The organism is Paracoccus wurundjeri (assembly GCF_030678915.1).
Taxonomy (GTDB): Bacteria; Pseudomonadota; Alphaproteobacteria; order Rhodobacterales; family Rhodobacteraceae; genus Paracoccus; species Paracoccus onubensis_A.
On record NZ_JAUUTZ010000014.1, the window covers coordinates 1 to 22,823 of the forward strand.

General features: G+C 63.1%; 26 protein-coding genes. 11 read left to right on the forward strand and 15 right to left on the reverse strand.

Annotation, left to right across the window (positions count from 1 at the left end):
- The 7 genes from Q0601_RS14305 to Q0601_RS14335 all read left to right on the forward strand — a co-directional run.
- Nucleotides 1–475, forward strand: a 475-nt coding sequence (locus tag Q0601_RS14305) for a GNAT family N-acetyltransferase (protein ID WP_370656141.1), incomplete at its 5' end; no start/stop codon positions are given.
- A 152-nt stretch (nt 476–627) separates the two neighbouring features.
- Entirely contained in the window at nt 628–1,623 is a 996-nt protein-coding gene (locus tag Q0601_RS14310; protein ID WP_305290536.1) for a BMP family lipoprotein, read from the forward strand.
- An 8-nt stretch (nt 1,624–1,631) separates the two neighbouring features.
- Nucleotides 1,632–3,281, forward strand: a complete 1,650-nt coding sequence (locus Q0601_RS14315) for an ABC transporter ATP-binding protein (protein WP_305290537.1) — start codon at nt 1,632–1,634, stop codon at nt 3,279–3,281.
- Nucleotides 3,281–4,378, forward strand: a complete 1,098-nt coding sequence (locus Q0601_RS14320) for an ABC transporter permease (protein WP_305290538.1) — start codon at nt 3,281–3,283, stop codon at nt 4,376–4,378. Before Q0601_RS14315 ends, Q0601_RS14320 begins: the two co-directional genes overlap by 1 nt.
- Entirely contained in the window at nt 4,378–5,016 is a 639-nt protein-coding gene (locus Q0601_RS14325) for a LysE family translocator (protein WP_305290539.1), read from the forward strand. The genes Q0601_RS14320 and Q0601_RS14325 overlap by 1 nt, the downstream gene beginning before the upstream one ends.
- Nucleotides 5,017–5,018: 2 nt before the next feature.
- Nucleotides 5,019–5,984: an ABC transporter permease gene (locus Q0601_RS14330; RefSeq protein WP_305290540.1), complete on the forward strand. Its 966-nt coding sequence runs from the start codon at nt 5,019–5,021 to the stop codon at nt 5,982–5,984.
- Entirely contained in the window at nt 5,968–6,774 is an 807-nt protein-coding gene (locus tag Q0601_RS14335; RefSeq protein ID WP_305290541.1) for a purine-nucleoside phosphorylase, read from the forward strand. Before Q0601_RS14330 ends, Q0601_RS14335 begins: the two co-directional genes overlap by 17 nt.
- A gap of 79 nt (nt 6,775–6,853) precedes the next feature.
- On the opposite strand, the gene mnmH is transcribed toward Q0601_RS14335, so the two are convergent.
- The 15 genes from mnmH to Q0601_RS14410 form a co-directional block, all read right to left on the reverse strand.
- Complete coding sequence (gene mnmH, locus Q0601_RS14340; RefSeq protein WP_370656142.1) at nt 6,854–7,906, reverse strand: tRNA 2-selenouridine(34) synthase MnmH; 1,053 nt, start codon at nt 7,904–7,906, stop codon at nt 6,854–6,856.
- Nucleotides 7,907–7,913: 7 nt separating this feature from the next.
- Nucleotides 7,914–8,486 carry a L,D-transpeptidase gene (locus tag Q0601_RS14345; RefSeq protein WP_119752127.1) on the reverse strand — a complete coding sequence of 191 codons (573 nt, stop codon included), beginning with the start codon at nt 8,484–8,486 and terminating at the stop codon, nt 7,914–7,916.
- A 234-nt stretch (nt 8,487–8,720) separates the two neighbouring features.
- Nucleotides 8,721–9,200 (reverse strand): copper chaperone PCu(A)C, encoded by a 480-nt coding sequence (locus tag Q0601_RS14350; RefSeq protein ID WP_305290542.1) that lies wholly within the window; start codon nt 9,198–9,200, stop codon nt 8,721–8,723.
- 31 nt (nt 9,201–9,231) lie between these two features.
- Nucleotides 9,232–9,576, reverse strand: a complete 345-nt coding sequence (locus Q0601_RS14355; RefSeq protein ID WP_305290543.1) for a hypothetical protein — start codon at nt 9,574–9,576, stop codon at nt 9,232–9,234.
- Between the two features lie 166 nt (nt 9,577–9,742).
- Nucleotides 9,743–10,042, reverse strand: a complete 300-nt coding sequence (rpmB, locus tag Q0601_RS14360) for a 50S ribosomal protein L28 (RefSeq protein ID WP_119752130.1) — start codon at nt 10,040–10,042, stop codon at nt 9,743–9,745.
- Between the two features lie 127 nt (nt 10,043–10,169).
- Entirely contained in the window at nt 10,170–10,898 is a 729-nt protein-coding gene (locus tag Q0601_RS14365) for an isocitrate lyase/PEP mutase family protein (RefSeq protein WP_305290544.1), read from the reverse strand.
- A 39-nt stretch (nt 10,899–10,937) separates the two neighbouring features.
- Nucleotides 10,938–12,005, reverse strand: coding sequence for a bifunctional transcriptional activator/DNA repair enzyme AdaA (locus Q0601_RS14370; RefSeq protein ID WP_305290545.1), 1,068 nt, complete (start codon nt 12,003–12,005; stop codon nt 10,938–10,940).
- A 49-nt stretch (nt 12,006–12,054) separates the two neighbouring features.
- Complete coding sequence (gene meaB, locus Q0601_RS14375; RefSeq protein WP_305290546.1) at nt 12,055–13,038, reverse strand: methylmalonyl Co-A mutase-associated GTPase MeaB; 984 nt, start codon at nt 13,036–13,038, stop codon at nt 12,055–12,057.
- A 115-nt stretch (nt 13,039–13,153) separates the two neighbouring features.
- Nucleotides 13,154–13,672, reverse strand: a complete 519-nt coding sequence (locus Q0601_RS14380; RefSeq protein ID WP_305290547.1) for a sarcosine oxidase subunit gamma — start codon at nt 13,670–13,672, stop codon at nt 13,154–13,156.
- On the reverse strand, nt 13,665–16,595 hold the full coding sequence (locus Q0601_RS14385; RefSeq protein WP_305290548.1) for a sarcosine oxidase subunit alpha family protein: 2,931 nt from the start codon (nt 16,593–16,595) through the stop codon (nt 13,665–13,667). The genes Q0601_RS14380 and Q0601_RS14385 overlap by 8 nt, the downstream gene beginning before the upstream one ends.
- Nucleotides 16,592–16,957, reverse strand: coding sequence for a sarcosine oxidase subunit delta (locus tag Q0601_RS14390; protein ID WP_305290549.1), 366 nt, complete (start codon nt 16,955–16,957; stop codon nt 16,592–16,594). The genes Q0601_RS14385 and Q0601_RS14390 overlap by 4 nt, the downstream gene beginning before the upstream one ends.
- Nucleotides 16,958–17,293 carry a TfoX/Sxy family protein gene (locus Q0601_RS14395; protein ID WP_305290550.1) on the reverse strand — a complete coding sequence of 112 codons (336 nt, stop codon included), beginning with the start codon at nt 17,291–17,293 and terminating at the stop codon, nt 16,958–16,960.
- A gap of 168 nt (nt 17,294–17,461) precedes the next feature.
- Nucleotides 17,462–17,674, reverse strand: coding sequence for a hypothetical protein (locus Q0601_RS14400; protein WP_119752138.1), 213 nt, complete (start codon nt 17,672–17,674; stop codon nt 17,462–17,464).
- Between the two features lie 151 nt (nt 17,675–17,825).
- Complete coding sequence (locus tag Q0601_RS14405; RefSeq protein ID WP_305290552.1) at nt 17,826–18,152, reverse strand: hypothetical protein; 327 nt, start codon at nt 18,150–18,152, stop codon at nt 17,826–17,828.
- The gene (locus Q0601_RS14410) at nt 18,152–19,423 is read right to left on the reverse strand and encodes a sarcosine oxidase subunit beta family protein (protein WP_305290553.1); all 1,272 of its coding nucleotides are present in this window, start codon (nt 19,421–19,423) and stop codon (nt 18,152–18,154) included. The genes Q0601_RS14405 and Q0601_RS14410 overlap by 1 nt, the downstream gene beginning before the upstream one ends.
- A 174-nt stretch (nt 19,424–19,597) precedes the next feature.
- On the opposite strand from Q0601_RS14410, the gene ccmI reads away from it, so the two are divergent.
- From ccmI to Q0601_RS14430, 4 genes are all read left to right on the forward strand, one after another.
- Nucleotides 19,598–20,827: a c-type cytochrome biogenesis protein CcmI gene (gene ccmI, locus Q0601_RS14415; protein WP_305290554.1), complete on the forward strand. Its 1,230-nt coding sequence runs from the start codon at nt 19,598–19,600 to the stop codon at nt 20,825–20,827.
- On the forward strand, nt 20,827–21,033 hold the full coding sequence (locus Q0601_RS14420) for a hypothetical protein (protein ID WP_305290555.1): 207 nt from the start codon (nt 20,827–20,829) through the stop codon (nt 21,031–21,033). The genes ccmI and Q0601_RS14420 overlap by 1 nt, the downstream gene beginning before the upstream one ends.
- Complete coding sequence (ruvX, locus tag Q0601_RS14425; RefSeq protein ID WP_119747691.1) at nt 21,030–21,497, forward strand: Holliday junction resolvase RuvX; 468 nt, start codon at nt 21,030–21,032, stop codon at nt 21,495–21,497. The genes Q0601_RS14420 and ruvX overlap by 4 nt, the downstream gene beginning before the upstream one ends.
- A 150-nt stretch (nt 21,498–21,647) precedes the next feature.
- Nucleotides 21,648–22,706 (forward strand): aldo/keto reductase, encoded by a 1,059-nt coding sequence (locus Q0601_RS14430; RefSeq protein ID WP_305290556.1) that lies wholly within the window; start codon nt 21,648–21,650, stop codon nt 22,704–22,706.
- The last annotated feature ends 117 nt before the right edge of the window (nt 22,707–22,823 follow it).

Sequence of the window (22,823 nt, forward strand, 5' to 3'; positions counted from 1 at the left end):
GCCCCGCCCCCATCTATCTGCGCCCCGCGGATGCCGCGCCGCCACGGGATCCTGCCCCGGTCATCCTGCCGTGACCCCCGGCCAGCTATCGGCGCTGCATGCCCGCTGCTTCACTATTCCCCGGCCATGGAGCGCGGATGAATTCGCCGCGCTTCTGGAAACCCGCGGCTGCTTCCTTCTTACCCGCCCGAACGGCTTCCTTCTTGGCCGCGCAATCGCGGATGAGGCGGAATTGCTGACCCTTGCCGTCGATCCCGCCACGCGGCGCAAGGGTATTGGTCGCGGTTTGGTGCGGGAATTCGTTCTTGCGGCGCAGGCCAAAGATGCCGGGCATCTGTTTCTCGAAGTGGCATCCGACAATTTGCCCGCACAGGCGCTTTACGCGGCCTTGGGCTGGCAACAGGCGGGGCGCAGGCCGGATTATTACGCGCCGGGGCTGGATGCCCTGATCTTGCGGCTGAACCTGCCGGGCTGAACGGCAAGGGATGCCGAAACACTGCGAGTACCATCTCCGTTACGCAAGGAAATGGGCAAGAAGGCGGTTGACCAGTTCCGGGCAATGCGTCCTAATCGATCCATCATGCGGGCGCGTTGAATCGCCCGCCACAACAGGATGGGGTTATCTGTATGTCTTTCATGAAAACGCTGATGGCCGGCGCCGCAGTCACCGCCGTCGCGGGTGGAGCGGCGCTGGCCGATCCGGCACTGATCTTCGATCTGGGCGGCAAGTTCGACAAATCTTTCAACGAAGCCGCCTATAATGGCGCGCAACGCTGGACCGAGGAGACCGGTGGCAGCTACAAGGAACTGGAGATGCAATCCGAGGCGCAGCGGGAACAAGCCCTGCGCCGTCTGGCCGAGACCGGGGCAAATCCGATCGTGATGACCGGTTTTGCCTTTGGCAACACGCTTGAAGAGGTCGCCCCCGACTATCCCGAAACCAAATTCGTCATCATCGATGCCGTGGTCGAGCAGCCGAATGTCAAATCGATCATGTTCGCCGAACAGGAAGGCAGTTTCCTCGTCGGAGTTCTGGCGGCCATGGCGTCGGAATCCAAGACCGTCGGCTTTATCGGCGGCATGGATGTTCCCCTGATCCGGCAATTCGGCTGCGGCTATGCGCAGGGCGTGAAACATCAGGAGGCCGATGCGAAAATCCTTGCCAATATGACCGGCACCACTCCGGCGGCGTGGAACGATCCGGTGAAAGGCGGCGAATTGACCAAGGCGCAGATTTCGCAGGGCGCGGATGTGGTCTATGCCGCAGCCGGCGGCACCGGGATCGGCGTGCTTCAGGCCGCCGCCGATGCGGATATCCTGTCCATCGGCGTCGACAGCAACCAGAACCACCTGCATCCGGGCAAGGTGCTGACCTCGATGGTCAAGCGTGTGGACAATGCCGTTTACGACGCCTTCACCGCCGGCGAGAATCTGGAAACCGGGGCGCAGGTTCTGGGCCTTGCCGAAGGCGGCGTGGGCTATGCGCTTGACGACAACAACAAGGATCTGATCACCGAAGAGATGAAGACCCGCGTCGACGAAGTGTCTCAGCAGATCCAGTCGGGTGAAATCGAGGTGCATGATTATTATTCCGACAATACCTGCCCGGCCCTGTCCTTCTGATGCCCGGCATGGCTGACAAGGCGAAGAGGCCGGAGACGGCCTCTTCCCCGGCGATCGAATTGCGGGGGATCAGCAAATCCTTCGGACCGGTTCAGGCCAACAAGAATATCTCCTTCAAGGTCGCCCGTGGCACCGTCCACGGGATCATCGGCGAAAACGGGGCGGGTAAATCCACCCTGATGTCGATCCTTTACGGGTTCTACAAGCCCGATAGCGGCGAGATCCTGGTGAACGGCCAGCCATTGAACGTCACCGATAGCCAGACCGCGATCCGCGCGGGGATCGGCATGGTGTTTCAGCATTTCAAGCTGGTGCAGAACTTCACCGTGCTGGAAAACATCATTCTGGGGGTCGAGGATGGAAAATTGCTGCGCCCCTCGCTGGCCAAGGCGCGCGGCGTGCTGAAACAGCTTGCCGCCGAGTATCAGCTGAATGTCGATCCCGATGAAACCATCGAAGAGCTGTCCGTGGGCCATCAGCAGCGGGTCGAGATCCTCAAGGCCCTGTATCGGCAGGCCGATATCCTGATCCTTGACGAACCGACCGGGGTGCTGACGCCCGCCGAGGCGGATCACCTGTTCCGGATCCTCGAAGGGTTGAAGGCCGAGGGCAAGACGATCATTCTGATCACCCACAAGCTGCGCGAGATCATGGAGATCACCGATAACGTCAGCGTCATGCGCCGGGGTGAAATGGTCGCCTCGGTCAAGACATCGGAAACCAGTCCCGAGCAACTGGCCGAGTTGATGGTTGGCCGCAAGGTTCTGCTGAATGTCAAGAAATCCCCCGCGAAACCCGCCCAGCCGGTGCTGGAGGTCCGTGACCTTCAATTGGCCGACGATGAAGGGGTGCAGCGTTTGCGAAATGTCAGCTTTGATATCCGCGCAGGCGAAATCTTCGGCATCGCTGGCGTATCGGGCAATGGGCAAACCCAGCTTCTTGAACTGCTGGGCGGCTATCCCGAGAAAGGCTCGACGATCAGCGGCACGGTCAGGATGAACGGGCAGGAACTGGACCTGACCGGCACCAGATCGGATGCCGCCACCCGCCGCGCCCGTGGCATCGGCCATATCCCAGAGGACCGGCAATCCGAAGGCCTGATCATGGATTTCGCGGCATGGGAGAACAGCGCCTTCGGATATCACCATGCCGCCGAATATAATGCCGGCCTGTTCATGAATAACAACGCGATCCAGCAGGATGCGCAGGAAAAGATGGAGCGTTTCGACATCCGCCCCCGCGACCCGCATCTGGCGGCGCGGAATTTCTCGGGCGGCAATCAGCAGAAGATCGTCGTCGCCCGCGAGATCGAGCGGAATCCCGATCTGCTTCTGGTCGGGCAACCCACGCGCGGGGTCGATATCGGCGCGATTGAATTCATCCACAAGCGCATTATCGAGCTGCGCGATGCCGGCAAGGCTATTCTTCTGGTCAGCGTCGAGCTGGATGAAATCCTTGCGCTGTCCGACCGGATCGCGGTGATGTTCGACGGGCGCATCATGGGCGAGCGTCTGCCCTCGGAAACCACGACCGGCGAACTGGGCCTGCTGATGGCCGGTGTCACAGATACCGAAAGACACGACGCCAGCGACGGCATTCCGCCGGAATCAAAGCATGTCGAGGAATTGCCGGATGAACAGGCAGGGGGGGCAGGCTGATGGACAAGATGCCGAAATGGGCGGATGTGATCCTGACCCCGCTGATCTCGCTGATCCTTGCCATGGCAATCTCGGCGCTAGTCATTCTGGCCATCGGGGAAAGCCCGTGGATGGCCCTGAAAACCATGGTCACCGGGGCGCTTGGCTCCAGCTATGGCTGGGGCTTCACCCTGTATTACACGACGAATTTCATCTTTACCGGTCTGGCGGTCGCAGTGGCTTATCACGCCAGCCTGTTCAATATCGGCGGCGAGGGACAGGCGATGATCGGCGGGCTTGGCGTGGCCCTGATCTGTCTGGCTCTGCCCTGGCCGCATTGGGGCGTCGCCCTGCCGGCCGCAATGATCGGGGCAGCCCTGTTCGGCGCGGCCTGGGCCTTTATCCCGGCGATCCTTCAGGCGAAACGCGGCAGCCATATCGTGATCACCACGATCATGTTCAACTTCATCGCCGCGGCCCTGCTGAACTACATGCTGGTCAATATCATGCGCCCCCAAGGCAGTCAGGACCCCGCCACGGCCAGATTCCCGGCCGGCGCCCATCTGCCGCAATTATCGGAAATGGCCGCCGGGATCGGGATCGAATGGGGCAAGAACACGCCCGTCAACATCACCTTTTTCATCGCCCTGATCGCCTGTATTCTGGTCTGGCTGCTGATCTGGCGCACCCGGCTTGGATACGAGATCCGCGCCCTTGGCCGCTCGGAGCCCGCGGCGCTTTACGCCGGGATCTCGCCAGTCCGGATTACCGTGATCGCGATGCTGATCTCGGGCGGCCTGGCCGGGCTGATGGCAATCAACAATGTGATGGGCGAGGCAGAGCGTCTGGTGCTGAACGCCGTCGAGGGCGCGGGTTTCATCGGCATCGCCGTCGCCCTGATGGGCCGCAACCACCCCTTTGGCGTGCTGCTGGCCGCGCTGCTTTTCGGATTCCTGTATCAGGGCGGGGGCGAACTCGCGCTGTGGACCACGATTCCACGCGAATTGATCGTGGTGATTCAGGCCCTTGTGATCCTGTTCACCGGCGCGCTCGACAATATGGTGCGGATGCCGCTTGAGCGGATATTCCTTGCCCTGCGAAAAAAGGGGCGCGCGTGATGGACTGGCTTATTCCGTATCTGCCGGGTTTCGGCGCGGCCTATGCGATACAAGCGGTATCCGTCGCCTCCCCCGGTCCGGGTGTCGCCCTGTTGCTTGGCATCGCCCTGTCACAGGGCCGTGCGAACGCGGTTGCCGCCGCCTTCGGCATTGCTTTGGGTGCGGCCTGTCTGGCACTGGCAACCACGCAGGGGCTGGGCCTGCTGATGGAACGGGTGGCGTGGCTATCCACAATCATCCGCATTGCCGGAATCTCCTATCTTCTGTGGCTGGCCCTGAAGGCGTTCCGCCGCGCGTCGCAGCCTCCGAAAGTGGCGGTAGCCGCTATCGGCCGCCCCACGGGACAAATCCGGTCTTTCGTCGCGGGCTACCTGATGCAGATCACCAATCCAAAAGCCATCGTCTTCTGGCTTGCCATCGCCACGGTCGGAGCCACGAATAACGCGCCGCTGCCGGTCCTGGCGCTTTTCATCGCCGGAGCCTTCGTGCTGTCGCTCGCGGGTCACGGGGCCTATGCCGTGCTGTTGTCCTCTTCTCCTTTCCGTCTCGCCTATGACCGCGCCCGCCGCTGGATCGAGGCCGCTCTGGGCGTGTTCCTGACCTATGTCGCCTTCCGTCTGGCCACGGAAAGGAGCTGAGCATGGATTTCGCCACCTTTATCCAGATCCTCGATTCCGCCATCCGCCTGATGACGCCGCTATTGCTTGCCTGCCTTGCCGGCCTCTATTCGGAACGCTCGGGCGTGTTCGATATCGGGCTGGAGGGCAAGATGCTGATGGCGGCCTTTTCCTCTGCCGCCGTGGCCGCCGTGACCGGCAACCCGTGGCTTGGCCTGCTTGCTGGGATCGGCGGTTCGATGGCGCTGGCCGCCATTCACGGGATCGCCTCGATCACCTTCAGGGGCAATCAGCTTATCGCCGGCGTGGCCATCAACTTCCTTGCCTCGGGGTTGACGATCCTGATGGGGCAGCGGTTTTTCGGCCTTGGCGGCCGAACCCCGTCGCTGACCGGCGAGGGCCGCTTTGGCGAAATCACCCTGCCATTTGCCGATACATTGCGGAATGTCCCGGTACTGGGGCGGATCTATGCGGAGCTGATCTCGGGCCATTCGATCCTTGTCTATGTCGCCTTCGCATTGGTTCCGCTGACATGGTGGGTACTGTTCCGCACCCGTTTCGGCCTGCGCCTGCGGGCAGTCGGCGAAAACCCCGCCTCGGTCGATACGGCAGGCGTTTCGGTCACGCGGCTGCGTTTCGCGGCCATCGGTATCTGCGGCATCCTCTGCGGGCTGGCCGGGGCCTATCTGGCAACCGGCCTTTCGGCGGGCTTCGTCAAGGAAATGACGGCGGGGCGCGGTTTCATCGCGCTGGCCGCCCTGATCTTCGCCAAATGGAGGCCGTGGGCCGCGCTGTTCTCGACCTTCCTGTTCGGCCTGCTGGAAGCTATCGCGAACCGTTATCCCGATCTTGATCTGGGGCTGATCACCGTGCCGTCGATGTTCATGAACGCGCTGCCCTATATCCTGACCGTCATCATCCTTGCCGGTTTCGTCGGCCGTGCCATTCCCCCCCGCGCCGGAGGCGAACCCTATGTCAAAGAGCGTTGAACTCGCCTCCCTGATCCGCGACCGCGCCGGGGCAGAACCACCGGAATACGGGCTGATCCTTGGCTCGGGCCTTGGTCATCTGTCGGGTGCGGTCGATGGCGTGGCGATCCCATATGACGAATTGCCGGGTTTTCCTCATGCCGGCGTCTCGGGACATGTGCCGCAACTGGTTGTGGGCGAGTTCGAAACCCGCCGCGTCGCCGTATTCGGAGGGCGTTCGCATTATTATGAATCGGGACGAGCCGATGCGATGCGGCTTCCGCTCGAGACCCTGGCGGCGCTTGGCGCGGAAAAGCTGATCCTGACCAATGCGGCAGGCTCGCTGCGCCCGGATATCCAGCCGGGCGGGCTGATGATGCTAAGCGATCATATCGCCTTCGCCGGAACCAACCCGCTGATCGGCGAGAAGACCGATGCACGCTTCGTGCCCATGACCGATGCCCATGACCCCGGGATCCGCGAGGCACTTGCCCGCGCCGCAACCGAAGCGCAGATCGACCTGCCGCAGGGCGTCTATTGCTGGTTTTCAGGCCCCAGCTTCGAAACCCCGGCCGAAATCCGCGCCGCGGCAATTCTTGGCGCGGATGCCGTCGGCATGTCCACCGTCCCCGAGATCATCCTTGCACGCTTCTTGGGGCTGCGCTGCGCGGCAATCTCGGTCATCACCAATATGGGCGCGGGCCTCAGCGACGAGGCGATCAGCCACGATCATACCAAAGCCATGGCCCCGCTCGGCGCCGTCAAGCTGGAAAAGCTGCTGCGCACCTATCTGCGGGACACAGCCCCATAGGTCATGGCCCCCAAATCCTCTTCTTCTTTGCTCAAATACCTCCGCCGGAGGCTCCGGCGCCGGATATCGCAGCCTGCCTTCACCCGATCACGCGACCCAATGCCGCCTCGACCCTGCTTGCCGCAAGTTCGAGATCACGCAGATTATCCAGTGGAATAACGGCTTTCTCGCGCCCGGCATAGCGCAGGCGGTGCCTGAGATAGCGCGGATCGTAATGATCCCGCATCAACCCCTCGGCCAGGCCGCGCCAATCCCCGTCCCGTGCCTGTGCCTGCCATGTCTCGATCCGCGCGGCGGGATGCAGCGGGGCAAGCGAGGCAGTGATCGCGCATAGCCGTGCTGGATCGGTCACGACATCGCCGTAATCGCGGACCGAATAGGCTGCGCGTTCATGCAGCGGAACTTCCAGCCGGATACGGGGAGCGGCGCAGATAGCCCGCCACAAAGCCTTGGGAATCAGCAGGTCGCCAACCCGGCTGCTTTCTGCCTCGATCAGAACCGGCCGCGCGGGATCCAGGGTTTCGATGGCAATGGCCAATTGCCCCTCGAAGCATTTCTGACTGGGCTGCCCGCCTGCGAAGGCGCCGAACAGGCTGCCGCGGTGCCGCGCCAGACCCTCAAGATCGATGACCTGAACGCCCCGCGCCGCCAGCCGTTGCAGGATCGCGGTCTTGGCGCTGCCGGTATTGCCGTCCAGCACCACGACCGGCGCGGCGACAGGTCCGTTCTGCACCCGGTCCACGACCAGCGCGCGCCATGATTTATAGCCGCCCTCGACCGTATCGATCCGCCAGCCGATCTGTTTCAGAATACCCGCGAAACTGCCCGAACGCTGCCCGCCCCGCCAGCAATAGACGATGGCCTTCCAGGCACCATCCCGGCCCGCCAGAGTCTCGCGCAGATGCCGCGCGGCATTGGCGGCCACCAACGAGGCGCCCAGCTTTCGCGCATCGAATGGCGAAACCTGCTTGTAGATCGTGCCGACCCGGGCGCGCTCGTCATCGTCCAGAACCGGCAGGTTGATCGCGCCGGGCAGGTGATCCTCGGCGAATTCCGAGGGCGAGCGGACATCGATGATATCATCGACCCCGACAAATGCAGGATCAAGGACACGGGTCAGCGTTATCGGCAATGCGATGTCAGAATACGTAGACGGGCGTTCCCAACGGCACCTGATCGAACAGGCTCATCACCGCCTCGTTCCGCATCCGCAGGCAGCCATTGGAAACCGCGCGCCCGATCGAGCCCGGCTCGGTCGTGCCGTGAATACGGATCGCGGTATCCTGCCCCTGGGCGTTATACAGATACAGCGCCCGCGCACCCAGCGGATTTGTCGGCCCGCCCGGCATCCCGTTTTCGTATTTCTTGTAGGCGGCGGGATCGCGCTGGATCATCTCTTGCGTGGGGCGCCAGCTTGGCCATTCGACCTTCTTGCCGACGGTGGCCTTGCCTTTCCAGACAAGCTCATTCTTGCCCACGGCCACCCCGTAGCGGATCGCCTTGCCCGGCGCGATAACGTGATAAAGGAAGAAATCCTTGCTGACCACGACGATGCTGCCCACCTCGAAATCGTCGCGGATCGCGACCTGGGTCGGGGAATAGGGATCGCGGGGCTGCGTCGCAGCGGGCGCTTCCGGAGCGGCCTGCGACAGCGCCAGAGACGGAGCGGCGATCAGCGGCAGGGCCAGCGACATCAACTGACGGCGTTTCATGATATATAATTCCTGTAAACTGCTCAGATTATCGGCCTCGGGAAAACACTATCCCGATTTTGCGCATTCTTGCAACTCGACAAAGCGTTATCGCGCATCGCCCGCAGGAAAGCGTGCCTCTTGTGCAGCACCAGTGGCCTGCGTGGCATGGGGGCTTGGCCTATGCGGCACTAAGGTTTGTTATAGCACTGGCGGCGGCGGGTCATGGCCCTGCCCGCCGCCTGCGCCATCGGATCAGTGGTTTTCATGCCCGTGTTGATGATCGTCCATATCATCGGCCGCGGAATCCCCGGAACGCTGGTTATCGACCGGTATCTCGACCTCTTCCGTGCCGCATTCGCCGAAATCCAGCGTCATCTTGATCACCTGCCCGTCCTCCAGCGGAGCTTTCAGCCCCATCATCATCACATGATTGCCGCCGCGCGTCAGAAGCTCTTCGCCCTCGGCGGGAATCGTGATCCCGTCCGGGATTGGCGCCATCTTCATCACGCCGTCCACCTCGCTGTTGCTGTGCAGCTCAACCCGCTCGGCCGCATCCGAGGCGACGCCCGACAGCGTGCAATCGACCTTCCGGTGATTTTCAAGCAGCATGAAGGCCGCGCCGGATTTGGGATTTGCGCCACGGGCATAGGCATCCGTGACGGCCATACCGTCATGGGCCAGCGCGGCATAGGGAAGCATGGCCGCAGAGGCGGCGAAAATTAGCGTTTTCATTCGTCAGTCCTTCCTGGGTTGGATAATCGGGTCAGATCGTCGTCAACCCGGACGGAGGATCGCGCGCCGATGCCAGCGGCACCGACCTAGAATGCTCTGACAAGCCCCCCGGATGCGGTACGGGCCGATAGTGCCCGGCATCGCGCGTGATCAGGATATCGGCGCCTGCCGTCGCATCAAGAAATGACAGCGCCATGTCGGGGCAGATATGCGCCACCGATTTTCCCGCAGCGCCGGGCAGATGGCGGATCACAACGCCATCGCCTGTACAGATCACCACCTGCCCGCCATTCTGCACGGTCCCCCGCGCTATCCCCAGACCGATCCCGGTCAGGGCCAAACAGAAAACCAGAACAAGGCGCAGGGCGGATGTCATGACGGCCAGTTTAACGGATCATCCTGCGACAGGCATCACCCAATCTGTCGCAGCAAAGGGGTATATAGGGATATGTCCGCCGCCTGCCGGATATCAGACCGGCGCGGTATCCATAAACGCAAACGCCCCGCCAAAGCGGGGCAGGTGCAGCCGTTCAAGGCAGCAATCAGGCTTGCAGTTCGGCCGGACCGTCAAGCTTGGAAATCTCGCGCTTGATCTTCAGGGCGCGGGCCGACAGATCGGCGTCTTTCGCCTTGGCCAGAAACTCATCCAGACCACCGCGATGATCCACCGAGCGCAGAGCGGCGGCCGAAATACGCAGGGAATAGCTGCGGCCCATTTTTTCAGACGTCAACGTGACCTCGTTCAGGTTCGGAAGGAACCGGCGACGAGTCTTGTTGTTGGCGTGGCTGACATTGTTACCGGTCATCGGGCCTTTACCGGTCAGTTCGCAGACGCGCGACATGGTGATAATCCTTCGTCTCAGCTTTGGCGGGCTTTCCCGGGATCGGGTTCGGCCCAATGTGAAGGGGCGCAGCCCCGCTGCGCCCGAAAATCCGTTCGCGGGTGATTATAGCGGACCGCCCCCCGCGTCAAGTCCCATAGCTTATCTGATTCCGCGCCGCCTGCGTCAATCCCGCCATCGCGTCCCGCCAAGGGAAAGGCCCGAAACTGGCCCGCGCCACGTTCAGCCGCGCCAGCTCGGCAAGTGAAGGAGCCGCCGGAGACACCATGATATTCACCGGCAATGCACATTCGCGGCATAATTCTTCAATCAATTCAGGGGCGATTAGTCCCGGCGCGAAGAAGCCGTCCGCGCCTGCCTGATGATAGATCCCGGACCGTTCCAATGCCTCTGGCAGCAATGCGGCGTGATCCTCGGTCGGGCTCCTCAGGAACAGATCGGTGCGGGCATTGATGAACAGGCCGGTGCGTGCCCGTATCGCCGCGATTCGCCCGGCATGTTCGGCGGCGGGGCGAATGCCCTTGTTGGGCGGAATGCCATCCTCCAGATTGATCCCGGCAACGCCAAGCTCCTCCAATCGCGCAGCATTGGCCGCGACCTGTTCCGGCGTTTCGCCATATCCCGCCTCGAAATCGACGCTGAGCGGCAAATCCGATACGGCGCGGATACGGGTGACGACATGCAGCAAATCCTCCAGCGGTACCGCTTCTCCGTCCGGATAGCCAAGCGCACCGGCGACCGAGGCACTGCCGGTCGCGAGTGCCTTTGCGCCGGCTTCGGCGACGGCCCTGGCCGATCCGGCATCCCAGATATTGAACAGGATCAGTGGATTTCCCGGCTGATGTAAGTCACGCATTTGGTTAACCTTTTCCTGGAACAGCGCGGCGCCGCCTGTTCAGGCGGCATAGGCACGTTCGGTTTCGATAAGCTTTTCCTTGCGCCACAGCCCTCCGGCATAGCCGGTCAAGGTACCGTCCGCGCCGATGACCCGGTGACATGGCACCACAAGCGCGATGCGATTCGTGGCATTGGCGCGCGCCACGGCGCGGGTTGCGGTGGGCTGGCCGATATCGGCGGCAAGCTGGGCATAGCTACAGGTCTCGCCCGCGGGGATCCGGCGCAATTGCTGCCAGACGCGGCGTTGAAAATCGGTCCCGTGAAGCTGAACCGGCACGGAAAAGCTCGGATTGTTCCCCTCGAAATAGGCATTCAGCTCGGCTTCCACGCGATCCGTGACCGCGCTGCGCCCCAATCCGATCCGCCCGCCGACAAAGCCCGACAGCTTCCGCAGCCCCTCCGGCAGCGCCTTGCGGTCGATGAATTCCAGCAAATGCAGCGCCTCGTCATCCGCAATAGCGATCATCCCGCCAAGCGGCGTGTCGATCCAGTCGGCCCTGAGATCGGCGGGACCGCGCAGCACATGCGGCTTGTGGCCGAACAGCCGCGCGAAAGCGTTCCTGAACCCCGAGGCCGAATCGAATCCGGCATCCAGTTGTGCGTCGATCATCGCTGATCCCTCCGTCAATGCTTTCATACCGCCCCGCAGGCGCAATTCCCGCGCCATCTGCAGGAAGCTTTGCCCGAAATGGCGGCGAAAGGCACGACGCACGGTCGAAGGGTCAAGCCCCATCTCGGTCAGATCGCCTTCGGACCAGCGGCGCGCGGGATCGGCCTTCAGTTCCGCCATCAACCGCGAGACGATCCGATCGCCGTCAGCCGTGGGACCGCCGGGGAAACAGCGGCGGCAGGGCCGGAAACCGGCGGCCTCCGCCTCGGCAGGATGCGTGAACCAGCGGCAGTTTTCCGGGCGCGGCTTGCGGGCCGGGCAGGTCAGCCGGCAAAAGATACCCGTCGTGGTGACCGCGACATAGGCGCGGCCTTCATAGGCCGGGTCGCGGGCCAGAAGCGCGGCATAAAGCGTTTCGGGTTCAGGCAGGTCAAGCATGGCGGTTTCCTTCCTCATGCCCTTTTCTATCCGATTCGCGGGCGGCATGGGACGCAAAATCGGGCGTTTATTCCAGCGCGCCGCCCTGCCCTTTGCTCAATTGATCCAGCAACTGCGTCGCCGCAAACCCCGGCGCCATATCACCCGCAGCAACCGCATCGCCCAGCCGTTGCAATTCCCCTTTGATTTCAGGCTGATCCAACCGCGCAAGCAGCCCGGCCCTTAGCTCTGCCATGAACCAATGACGCGCCTGGGCCGAGCGGGTCGCCTCGAAATGCCCGTTCTCGCGGCGCCAATCCGCGAGTTCCTGCATCTCGTCCCACGCCTTGCGCAACCCGTCCCCGGTCGCAGCCGACACGGCAAGCGCCTTGGGAAAACCCCCGGGGTCCTGCGGGCGCTTGCGCAGCAGGCGCAGCGCGCCCGCATAATCCGCGCATGTCCGCCGCGCCGTGGCCAGAAGATCGCCATCGGCCTTGTTCACCAGAATAAGATCGGCCATCTCCATGATGCCGCGCTTGACGCCCTGCAACTCGTCCCCGCCGGCGGGGGCAAGCAGCAGGATGAACAGATCGGACATCTCGGCCACCAGCGTCTCGGACTGGCCGACGCCGACCGTCTCGATCAGCACCACGTCATAGCCCGCCGCCTCGCATAACCGGATCGATTCTCGTGTGCGCCGGGCGACGCCGCCCAGTTCGGCGGATGAGGGCGTAGGGCGGATGAACGCCATCGGATTGCGCGACAGCAGCTCCATCCTGGTCTTGTCGCCAAGGATAGAGCCCCCCGACCGCGCCGAGGACGGATCGACGGCAAGGACCGCGACCCGGTACCCCTGTTCGGTCAGCATCGTGCCGAAAGCCTCGATGAAAGTCGATTTGCCGACGCCCGGTGTTCCGGACATGCCGATGCGCAGGGCCTGACGCGGCGGCAGTTGCGACAGCAGTTCAACCGCCTGTTCGCGATGATCGGGGCGGGTCGATTCGATCAGGGTGATCGCACGGGACAGCGCCCGGCGATTGCCTTTGGTCAAAGAGTCCAGAAGTTCTGTCATATGACCCCGTCTGAAAGCGGCGGCAAGCTGCCTCGTCTGCGGAAGGTACTTGAACCAGCCGCATGACAGCCGTCAACCCCGACAGGTATTTGGACAAAGAAGAAGTGCCAGACGCTCAGCCCGGGGCAAGCTGGCTGCCCGGGGTCGCCGCGTTGTTCAGGATCCGATCGAGATAATCGGCGGTCGAGCGAAAGCCGATCATGCGGAAGCCGTTTCCGATGTGCCAGAATGCGACGGCGGTTTGCGCGGCGCGGGTGCGGCGCAGGCCGTCGCGGGGCAGCGCATCGGGATCAGCAGGGCACAGCTTGGCGATCACATCGCCCGCATGGGGGCCAGTGATATCGAAAACGGCGCGCGCATCCGAGACATCCGCAACCAGTGCATGTTCGCCGGTAAGCGCCTGTTCCAGCGCCTGCACGGTCCTGGCGGTCTCGGCGACAGGAAGCAGCAGCAATAACTCATCCGGAGACATCCAGCCAAGACTGAGGCTGCCATCCCTGGTGATGCAGGCCGCCTGCGGAATGGGCAGACCCGCGGCCTCGGCGATGGCATCGCCTGCACGCTCAAGATCGGCGCGGATGGTGATCATGCCGAACTCGCTGCGGCGGGCGATCGTGGCGAGTGCATCAGCCATTGAGACGGCTCCCTTCCTTGTCGAAGAACACCGGCTCGCAGATCCGTGCCTTCATTACCTCATTCGAGGGCAGCGGGAATTCCAGAACCTGTCCCATCCGTTCCGGCCCGTGACGGACAAGCCCCATGGCGATGGGCTTGTTCAGCGTGGGCGAATAATAGCTGGAAGTGACACGCCCCTGCGTCTTGCGCTGCCCGTTATCGTTCTTGCCCTCATCCACGGCATAGGCGCCATCGGGCAGAACACGGTCGTCAAGGCTTTCCAGCCCCACAAGCTGCCAGCGGCTGCCATCGCGCATATGGCTGCGGCTTTGCGCCCGCTTGCCGATATAATCGGCTTTCTTCTTCGAGATCGCCCAATGCAGGCCCAGATCCTGCGGAATGATCGTGCCATCGGTTTCATCGCCGATCATGATGAAACCTTTTTCCGCGCGCATGACATGCATCGCCTCGGTGCCGTAGGGGGTGATGTTCAGATCATGCCCAGACTCGTGCAGCTTCTGCCAGAGTTCCAGCCCGCGCGAGGCAGGCACCGCGATCTCGTAGCTGAGTTCGCCCGAAAAGCTGATGCGGAAAATCCGGGCCGGAATACCGGCGATCTCGCCCTCTTTCCAGCTCATGAAGGGGAAGGCTTCGGCGGACAGGTCGATATTGCCGGACAGCCGCTCAAGCAGGACCCGGGCCTTCGGTCCGGCAACGGCGATTTGTGCATATTGCTCGGTCAGGTTGGCGGTATAGACCTGCCAGTCCCACCATTCGCATTGCAGCCAGTCTTCCATATGGCCGTGGATACGCTCGGCCCCGCCGGTGGTGGTGTGGCACAGCCATGTATCGTCCGACAGCCGCGCGACGACCCCGTCATCCATCAGGAAACCGTTCTCGCTGCACATCAGGCCGTAACGGCACCGACCGGGTTTCAGATTGGACATCATGTTCGTGTACAGCATATCCATGAAGCGCCCGGCATCCGGTCCCTTGACGATGATCTTGCCAAGGGTCGAGGCATCCAGCGTACCGACGCCTTCGCGCACCGCCATGATCTCGCGGTTGACAGCGGCGTGACGGTCCTCGGCCCCGCGCGGATAGCAATAGGGGCGGCGCCAGTGACCCACCGGCTCCCATGAAACGTCGTGACGCTGATGCCAGTCATGCATGGGCGTCTTGCGCAGGGGCTGGAACGCCTCACCCCGCGCATCCGCCGCGATGGTGGCCAGTGTCAGCGGCGTATAGGGAGGGCGGAAGGTCGTCGTGCCAGTGGCCGGGATAGGCTGGTCAAGCGTCTTCGACAGCACGGCAAGGCCGTTGATATTGCTGACCTTGCCCTGATCGGTGGCCATTCCCAGCGTGGTATAGCGCTTGGTATGCTCGACGCTGGCATAGCCTTCGCGGGCGGCCAGTTCGACATCGGAAACCTTCACATCGTTCTGGAAATCCAGCCACATTTTCGAGCGCAGCTTATAGGGCGCATTCTGCGGCATGACCCAGACCGGCATGGTTTCGGCTTCGGGCAGTTCCAAATCGCCCGCGCAAAGCAGATCGCCATTCGCGGCACCTGCGGCCGTAACCATCCCCTTGCCGTCCGCGCCCAGTGGCGGACGTTTAGGATCGGGACGGAACATGGCCGGACCTTCGTCCCAGATCAGCTTGCCGCCGCAATGGCTCCACAGATGGACCACGGGGGACCAGCCGCCGGACATCGCCACCGCATCGCATTCGACACCGCCGGTGATCGTGCCGTCGCCTGCCTGATCGCACAGCGCCACCCCTTCCACATGGCGGCTGCCCTTGACCTTGGCGATGGCCGTGCCGGTCAGGACCGGGATATTGCGGGCGCGCGCCGCCTGCGGCAATTCGCCAGAGGCGCCGGGGCGGGCGTCTATCACGGCAACCACGTCAAGCCCCGCATCCGAGGCCGTCAGGGCGGTGCGATAAGCGTCATCGTTATTGGTGACGACAACGATCCGCTGGCCGGGGGCCACGCCGTATTCGCTGATGAAATCCCGCATGGCCGAGGCCAGCATGACACCCGGGACGTCGTTGCAGGCAAATGACAATGGCCGCTCAAGCGCCCCTGTCGCCGTGATCACATGCCCGGCGCGGATACGCCACAGGCGTTGCCGGGGAATGCCCTGATTGGGATCGTGATCGGCCAGAGCCTCGCGCGCCAGCAGATAACCGTGATCGTAAAGCCCCGTCGCCATGCAGTTGCGGCGCAGGATGACATTATCGCGCCCGCGCAGATCCGTAAGCAGGGCGTCGATCGCCTCGGTCCCTTTGGTGTGATCGGCGGGGGTGCGCCCGCCCCATTCCGGACCTTGTTCCAGCACGATCACGCGCTGCCCGTTCCCGGCGGCGTCGCGGGCGGCGGTCAGGCCGGATATCCCGCCACCGACGACGACGAGATCGGCGAAACCATATGCCTGTTCATAGCTGTCCGGGTCACGCTCTTTCGGGGCGCGGCCAAGCCCGGCACTACGGCGGATGATCGGCTCGAACAGGTGTTTCCAGAACGGGCGGGGATGAATGAAGGTCTTGTAATAGAACCCCGCCGGCAGCATCGGCGACAGCAAGTTGTTCACCGCCCCGATATCGGCGTCCAGCGAGGGCCAGCAATTCTGGCTGCCCAGCACCATGCCGTGAACCAGCGAAGTTGTGGTGGCCCGCTGATTGGGCTCGAACCGGCCGCCCTGACCAAGGCCGAACAGGGCATTGGGTTCCTCGGCCCCGGAGGCGATCGGCCCGCGCGGACGGTGATATTTGAACGAACGGCCCATCAGCATCTGGCCATTGGCCAGCAGAGCCGAGGCCAGCGTATCGCCCTGAACCCCGCGCAGATGACGCCCATCGAAGCGGAACGGAAGCTGAAAGGCGCGGTCGATCAGGCGGCCACCCCGGGCCAGACGGAAAGGAGGCGTATAGGTCATTGGGCGCTGCCTTTCTCAGAGGACCAGACTTTTTCGGGGGACCAGTCAGGTTGCCAGTCGGGGCGGGATTTGCGGATCTTGTCGATGATCTCTTGCGGCGGCTGCGTGGTCTGGGCGCGATAGGTGCCATAGACCTGCAATGTCGCGGTATCGCGGGCGGCGAGGAACCATTTCCCACAGCCATAAGCATGCCGCCAGCGTTCGAAATGCACGCCCTTGGGGTTTTTGCGGGCGAACAGATAGGCTTCGAAATCATCGTCATTGCCGTCTGGCCCGATACGCTTCAGATGCGCTTCGCCACCGGGATGAAGCTCGGATTCCTCGGCTTGAACACCGCAATAGGGACAGGTCAGTATCAGCATTCAGCAATCCTTGGGAGGAAAGGTGGAAACATGGGTCAACGCCATACGGGCGAGGCCCTGACGGATGTCATCATCGGAAAGCGGAGGGCCGGACAGCCAGACAAAGCCGGGCTTTTCGCGGCCTGCATGCGACATGCGCGACGTGCCGGGAAGGGCAAGCGCCTGCGCTTCGGCCTCTTTGCCGACGCGGAACATCGCATGGCCCGCGCGTGCGGCGCAAAGCATATGCCCGTTCAGCATGAAGCAAAGCCCGCCGAACATCGGGCGGCTGCGCAGCCCGTCCGGCTGGCCGAGATCTTCGGGAAGCTGGGCCTCAAGACCGGGATCGCGGGTCATGACCGGCAACCCGGGGGACAAGCGGTAAAGAAAGGGACCGGGGGCCATCCGCCCCCGATCCCGGCGAGTGACGCTATCCGACCGGCATCCCAAAGTGCCATGCCGCGTTTCACGCCGCTCTGCAAAACCTCTGGTGATTCAGTGGAGGTTTTCCCCCAGGGATCACGCTTACTCGGTAGCTGCCGGTGCGTCGGTCGCAGCACCGTCTGCAGGAGCATCTGCAGGAGCTTCGGTCTCTGCCGGAGCGGTTGCTGCCGGATCATCGACCGCGGCATCGCCGCCACCTTCACCACCGCCGCCCATGAAGACAAACAGCAGCAAAACGACGACCACAACGGCGCCGATGATGATATAGAGTCCGTTCTTGTTACCTTCAGCCATAATTGTCCCTTCCGTTGGCATGGTTGACAACGGACCAATTCACAGCCTGCCCAAGGAGTTCCAGAAGAAATCGCCATGCGCGGAACCTTGCCAACCGGATGACGCGGGCTACCGGACCTCGCCCCATCGAAAGACATGCAATAGGCCCGCATCATAATGAAAAACCCGGATTTTCAATGGAAATCCAGATACCGGCCTGCATCACGGAACGGGCGCCATATGCGGTCTTTTCCTGCTCATGCGGCGGGCGGATACAGCTGTTTTCGTCACGTTTCTCGATGGGCCAGCCAAAGAACCGGCGCGGATCCAGCGTAAAATCGCTTATATCGGCGCGATCACATGCAGGTCTTCCGATCCGGTCCTGCGTATGAAATTCGGGAAAGGAAACATTTTCCGGCAGATATCGCCCGGACCCGGTCGAAACATCCCGGGCGTCCCGCAATCCATGGAAAATCCCCCGGAACTCACACAGCGCCATCAATGCGCCACTCCTGCCGCGACGGATTCATCGATAAAGCGCCCTTCGCGGAAGCGGTTCAGGCCGAATTGGGCAGCCAGCGGGCCGGGCGTGCCATTGGCGACAAGTTCCGCCATCGCCCAGCCCGAACCGGGGATCGACTTGAACCCGCCAGTGCCCCAGCCGCAATTGACGAAAACGCCGCCAACCGGCGTCGCCGACAGGATCGGAGAGCGGTCGCCGGTCATATCCACGATCCCGCCCCATTGCCGCAGCATCTTGAGCCGCGAGATCATCGGGAAGGTTTCCACCAGAGCGCGCACGGTTTCCTCGACATGATGCCATGACCCGCGCTGTGTGAAATTGTTGAACCCGTCGGTGCCGCCGCCGATCACCATCTCGCCCTTGTCGGATTGCGACAGGTAGCCGTGAACCGTGTTCGCCATCACCACGACATCCATGCAAGGCTTGATCGGCTCGGACACCAGCGCCTGCAAGGCCACGCTTTCAATCGGCAGCCGGAACCCGGCCATTTCGGCAAGCTGGCTGGAATGCCCCGCCACCACCATCGCTAGCTTGTCACAACCGATCCGGCCCTTCGAGGTATTCACCGCGCGGACCTGCCCGCCCTCGGTCTCGACCCCCTGCACCTCGCAGTTCTGGATGATATGCATGCCCATGTCGCTGCACGCCCGTGCATAGCCCCATGCCACCGCATCATGCCGCGCCGTGCCGCCGCGCGCCTGATACAGCCCGCCCAGCACCGGATAGCGCGGCCCCTCCAGATTGATGATCGGGACCAGTTCCCTGACGCGCGCAGGCTCGATCCACTCGGTCGCCACGCCTTGCAGGTGGTTCGCATAGGCGGTGCGTTTGTAACCGCGCACCTCATGCTCGGTCTGGGCCAGCATGATGACGCCGCGCGGGCTGAACATGACGTTGTAATTCAGCTCCTGCGACAGGTTTTCATAAAGCTGCAGCGCCTTGTTATAGATCGCGGCAGAGGGATCCTGCAGGTAGTTCGAGCGGATGATCGTGGTATTCCGCCCGGTATTCCCGCCGCCCAGCCAGCCTTTCTCGATCACCGCGACATCGGTGATCCCGAAATTCTTGCCAAGATAATAAGCCGTCGCCAGACCATGCCCCCCGGCCCCTACGATGACGACCTGATAACGGTCGCGCGGCTGAGGGTTCTGCCATGCGCGATGCCAGCCCTGATGCTGGCGCAGCGCCTCGCGGGCGATGGCGAAAACCGAATAACGGCCGGAACGCGGTGCGGATGCGATAGCCATGGGTCCCCCTTGTGAATCGCGGCTCAGATTGTCCCGAGCGGTGCCATCTTACAACGCATCTTGCGGCAGATCGCGGCAAAATGCGACACGCCCGCACGAGCTTGTCATCGCGGTTTCACTTTTCCGCGCGCCCGAAACGGGGTAATCCGCTTCGGAAGGAATAAGGATGCGGGAATGTTCTGGCTGATATGCGCGGCTCTGGTATTGGTGATTGCCTTGGCGATTGCCGCTCCGCTTCGGCGGATGCGCGACAGGGACGCGCCCTCGGCTGCGGCATTCGATCTGCGGGTCTATCGCGATCAGCTGCGCGAGGTCGAACGCGACCTTGATCGCGGCGTGATCGGCACGGAGGAAGCCGGACGCCTGCGGACAGAGATCGGCCGCAAGGTGCTTGAGGCCGACCGCAGACTGAATGCCGCCCGCCCCCTGCACAGCGGCGGCGGCATGATCGGCGCGGGGGCGGTGCTGGTGCTGCTGCTGGCCGGCGCGACCGGGCTGTATTTGTATCAGGGCGCGCCCAGCATGCCGGATCTGCCGCTTTCGGAACGAATCGCGACGGCCTCGACCATCTATGCCAACCGGCCAAGCCAGACCGAAGCAGAGGCCAATGCGCCGGAACCCCCCGCGCCCGAGATCGATCAGGAATATGCCGAACTGCTTGAGAAACTGCGGGAGACCGTGGCGAAGAAGCCGGACGATCCACAGGGCCTGATGCTGCTTGCCACCAATGAAATGCGCGTCGGGAATCCCGTCGCGGCCCGCGAAGCGCAGCAGAAACTGGTAGATCTGCGCGGCGACAAGGTAAGCGCCGACGAATTGCTGCGTCTCTCGGCCATGATGACCGAGGCGGCGGGCGGGCTTATCACACCCGAGGCCGAAAAGGTGCTTGCCCGGGCCTTGCAGATGGATCCCTCTCTGCCGCAGGGCCGCTATCTTCTGGGGCTTCTGCAAATCCAGAACGAGCGTCCCGACCGCGCATTCCCCATCTGGCGCGGCCTGCTGGAAGAGGGCCCCTATGACGCGCCGTGGAACGTCCCGATCCGCGCCAGCATCGACGATCTCGCATGGCTGGCGGGCCAGCCGGACTATGTTGCCCCCCCGGAGAATGGCGGCATGCCCGCCCTGCCCGGCCCCGATGCCGATACGATGGCGGCCACCGAAGACATGAGCCCCGAAGAACGTCAGGAGATGATTCAGGGCATGGTTTCGGGGCTGGAATCGCGGCTGGCCACGCAGGGCGGCTCGCCCGAGGAATGGGCCCGGCTGATCGGCTCGCTTGCGGTGCTGGGACAGACCGACCGCGCAAGCGCGATCTGGAACGAGGCGCAGGAACGCTTCGGCGCACAGCCCGAAGCCATCGCGCCGATCCGTGAAGCCGCCGAGACGGCAGGACTGACCGAGTGATGAGCAATACCGTCGCAGAATTGGCCGGATGTGCCGGGGCCGGTTATGTCCTGCTATCGCCGCGATATGATGAAAAAGCCGCTGATCGCGATTCCGCACGGAATTGCCTGCATGGCCGTTGCGTCATCGGGGATCGCGCCTTCGGGGCGGTACGATTTCTTTCCCCGGACTTTCCCGAAACCCGCAACATGCAGGCGCGGCTATGATCTTTGACGACATTACCGACATGGCACGAGCCCTGCCCCGGACCGGAGCGCTTGCCGGGCTGGACCTTGGCACCAAGACGATCGGCGTCGCGGTCAGTGACGGCATGCGGCAGATCGCCTCTCCTCTGCGGGTCATCCGGCGGCGGAAATTCACGTTGGATGCCGCCGATCTGCTGGCGATCGTGGCAGAGCGTCGCCTTACCGGCCTGATCCTTGGTCTGCCCCGCAATATGGACGGAACCGAAGGCCCGCGCGCGCAATCCACCCGCGCCTTCGCCCGGAACCTTTCGGGTCTCACCGACCTGCCCATCGGGTTCTGGGACGAACGCCTTTCGACCGTGGCGGCCGAGCGGGCCTTGCTGGAGGCCGATACATCGCGCAAACGCCGCGCCGAGGTCGTGGATCAGGTCGCGGCAGGTTATATCCTGCAAGGTGCCCTGGACCGGTTGCGGAACAGCTATTAAGCAAGCCGGGGGTCAGCCCCCGAACCCTCGGGATATTTGCGTGAAGAAGAAATGGGACGCGAGGCAACCAAAGCCTTTGCCGACGGACAGGCTTGTATCCGGCGCGGTTATCCTTAGCTTGCCGCCAATTCCGAACATACGGGGACAGCGATGAAAAGAGTCACACTTGGCGGCAGCAATGTCGAGGTCAGCGAGATCTGCCTTGGCACCATGACGTTCGGCAATCAGACGGATGAGGCGGACGCCCACGCCCAGCTTGACCGGGCGGCGGCGATCGGCATGACATTCCTTGATTGCGCCGAGATGTATCCTGTCAATCCGGTCCGCGCCGAAACCGTGGGTAAATCCGAAGAAATCCTTGGCCGCTGGCTGGCCCGGCCCGGCAACCGGAACCGGGTCGAGATCGCCACCAAGATTACCGGCCCCAACGCGAACCTGCGCGACGGTAAACCCTATGACGGCGCGATCATCCGTCAGGCCATCGACAATTCCCTGAGCCGCCTGCAAACCGACCGGATCGATCTGTATCAACTGCACTGGCCGCTGCGCGGCACATGGGCCTTCCGCCGGAACTGGGATTTTGATTCCACGGGCCGTTCGAAACAGCAGGTTCTGGATCACATGGCGGATGTGCTGGAGGCCGTGACCGACGCGATCGGCGCCGGCAAGCTGCGGGCCTTCGGGCTGTCCAACGAAACCGCATGGGGACTGACCCGCTGGTGCGATATGGCCGAGCGGACGGGCGGGCCGCGCGTCGCCTCGATCCAGAACGAATATTCGCTGCTTTACCGGCTTTACGACACCGATCTGGCCGAAACCGCGAATGCCGAAGAGGTGACTTTGCTGGCCTATTCCCCGCTGGCCGCCGGTTTGCTGAGCGGCAAGTACCGGGACGGAGCGATGCCCGCAGGCAGCCGCGCCGCGGTGGATCGCGCCCATGGCGGCCCGGGCCTGCTTGGCGGACGAAAGACCGAAAGGGCGCTGGAGGCGGTTTCCGCCTATCACGAACTGGCGGCAGAGCATGGCTGGGATCCGGTACACCTTGCCATCGCATGGCAATTGACGCGGCCCTTCCGGAATATCCCGATCATCGGCGCGACCGATATCGAACAGCTTGAACATGGCATCGCGGGTTTCGGCAAAACCCCATCGGAAGAGTTGTGCAAGGCGATAGACGATCTGCACAGGCAGCACGGCCTGCCTTACTGATTTATCGCCCAAAGGGCTAAGCCACAGCTGACCGAATTCGCCCCTGCCCCCTCTTCTTCATCCGGATATCCCGGGGAGTCGCGCGCAAGCGCGACGGGGCAGCGCCCCCGGATCATG

Bases quoted from the DNA above. Each gene is read 5' to 3' on its own strand.
- Q0601_RS14355 (WP_305290543.1), bottom strand. From the start codon at position 9,576: ATGACATCCGCCCTGCGCCTTGTTCTGGTTTTCTGTTTGGCCCTGACC.
- Q0601_RS14315 (WP_305290537.1), top strand. From the start codon at position 1,632: ATGGCTGACAAGGCGAAGAGGCCGGAGACGGCCTCTTCCCCGGCGATC.
- rpmB (WP_119752130.1), bottom strand. From the start codon at position 10,042: ATGTCGCGCGTCTGCGAACTGACCGGTAAAGGCCCGATGACCGGTAAC.
- Q0601_RS14345 (WP_119752127.1), bottom strand. From the start codon at position 8,486: ATGAAACGCCGTCAGTTGATGTCGCTGGCCCTGCCGCTGATCGCCGCT.
- ccmI (WP_305290554.1), top strand. From the start codon at position 19,598: ATGTTCTGGCTGATATGCGCGGCTCTGGTATTGGTGATTGCCTTGGCG.
- Q0601_RS14385 (WP_305290548.1), bottom strand. From the start codon at position 16,595: ATGACCTATACGCCTCCTTTCCGTCTGGCCCGGGGTGGCCGCCTGATC.
- Q0601_RS14380 (WP_305290547.1), bottom strand. From the start codon at position 13,672: ATGGCTGATGCACTCGCCACGATCGCCCGCCGCAGCGAGTTCGGCATG.
- Q0601_RS14390 (WP_305290549.1), bottom strand. From the start codon at position 16,957: ATGCTGATACTGACCTGTCCCTATTGCGGTGTTCAAGCCGAGGAATCC.
- ruvX (WP_119747691.1), top strand. From the start codon at position 21,030: ATGATCTTTGACGACATTACCGACATGGCACGAGCCCTGCCCCGGACC.
- Q0601_RS14310 (WP_305290536.1), top strand. From the start codon at position 628: ATGTCTTTCATGAAAACGCTGATGGCCGGCGCCGCAGTCACCGCCGTC.
- Q0601_RS14370 (WP_305290545.1), bottom strand. From the start codon at position 12,005: ATGAGGAAGGAAACCGCCATGCTTGACCTGCCTGAACCCGAAACGCTT.
- Q0601_RS14320 (WP_305290538.1), top strand. From the start codon at position 3,281: ATGGACAAGATGCCGAAATGGGCGGATGTGATCCTGACCCCGCTGATC.
- Q0601_RS14395 (WP_305290550.1), bottom strand. From the start codon at position 17,293: ATGACCCGCGATCCCGGTCTTGAGGCCCAGCTTCCCGAAGATCTCGGC.
- Q0601_RS14330 (WP_305290540.1), top strand. From the start codon at position 5,019: ATGGATTTCGCCACCTTTATCCAGATCCTCGATTCCGCCATCCGCCTG.
- meaB (WP_305290546.1), bottom strand. From the start codon at position 13,038: ATGACAGAACTTCTGGACTCTTTGACCAAAGGCAATCGCCGGGCGCTG.
- Q0601_RS14410 (WP_305290553.1), bottom strand. From the start codon at position 19,423: ATGGCTATCGCATCCGCACCGCGTTCCGGCCGTTATTCGGTTTTCGCC.
- Q0601_RS14420 (WP_305290555.1), top strand. From the start codon at position 20,827: ATGAGCAATACCGTCGCAGAATTGGCCGGATGTGCCGGGGCCGGTTAT.
- Q0601_RS14350 (WP_305290542.1), bottom strand. From the start codon at position 9,200: ATGAAAACGCTAATTTTCGCCGCCTCTGCGGCCATGCTTCCCTATGCC.
- Q0601_RS14400 (WP_119752138.1), bottom strand. From the start codon at position 17,674: ATGGCTGAAGGTAACAAGAACGGACTCTATATCATCATCGGCGCCGTT.
- Q0601_RS14430 (WP_305290556.1), top strand. From the start codon at position 21,648: ATGAAAAGAGTCACACTTGGCGGCAGCAATGTCGAGGTCAGCGAGATC.
- Q0601_RS14405 (WP_305290552.1), bottom strand. From the start codon at position 18,152: ATGGCGCTGTGTGAGTTCCGGGGGATTTTCCATGGATTGCGGGACGCC.
- Q0601_RS14365 (WP_305290544.1), bottom strand. From the start codon at position 10,898: ATGCGTGACTTACATCAGCCGGGAAATCCACTGATCCTGTTCAATATC.
- Q0601_RS14335 (WP_305290541.1), top strand. From the start codon at position 5,968: ATGTCAAAGAGCGTTGAACTCGCCTCCCTGATCCGCGACCGCGCCGGG.
- Q0601_RS14325 (WP_305290539.1), top strand. From the start codon at position 4,378: ATGGACTGGCTTATTCCGTATCTGCCGGGTTTCGGCGCGGCCTATGCG.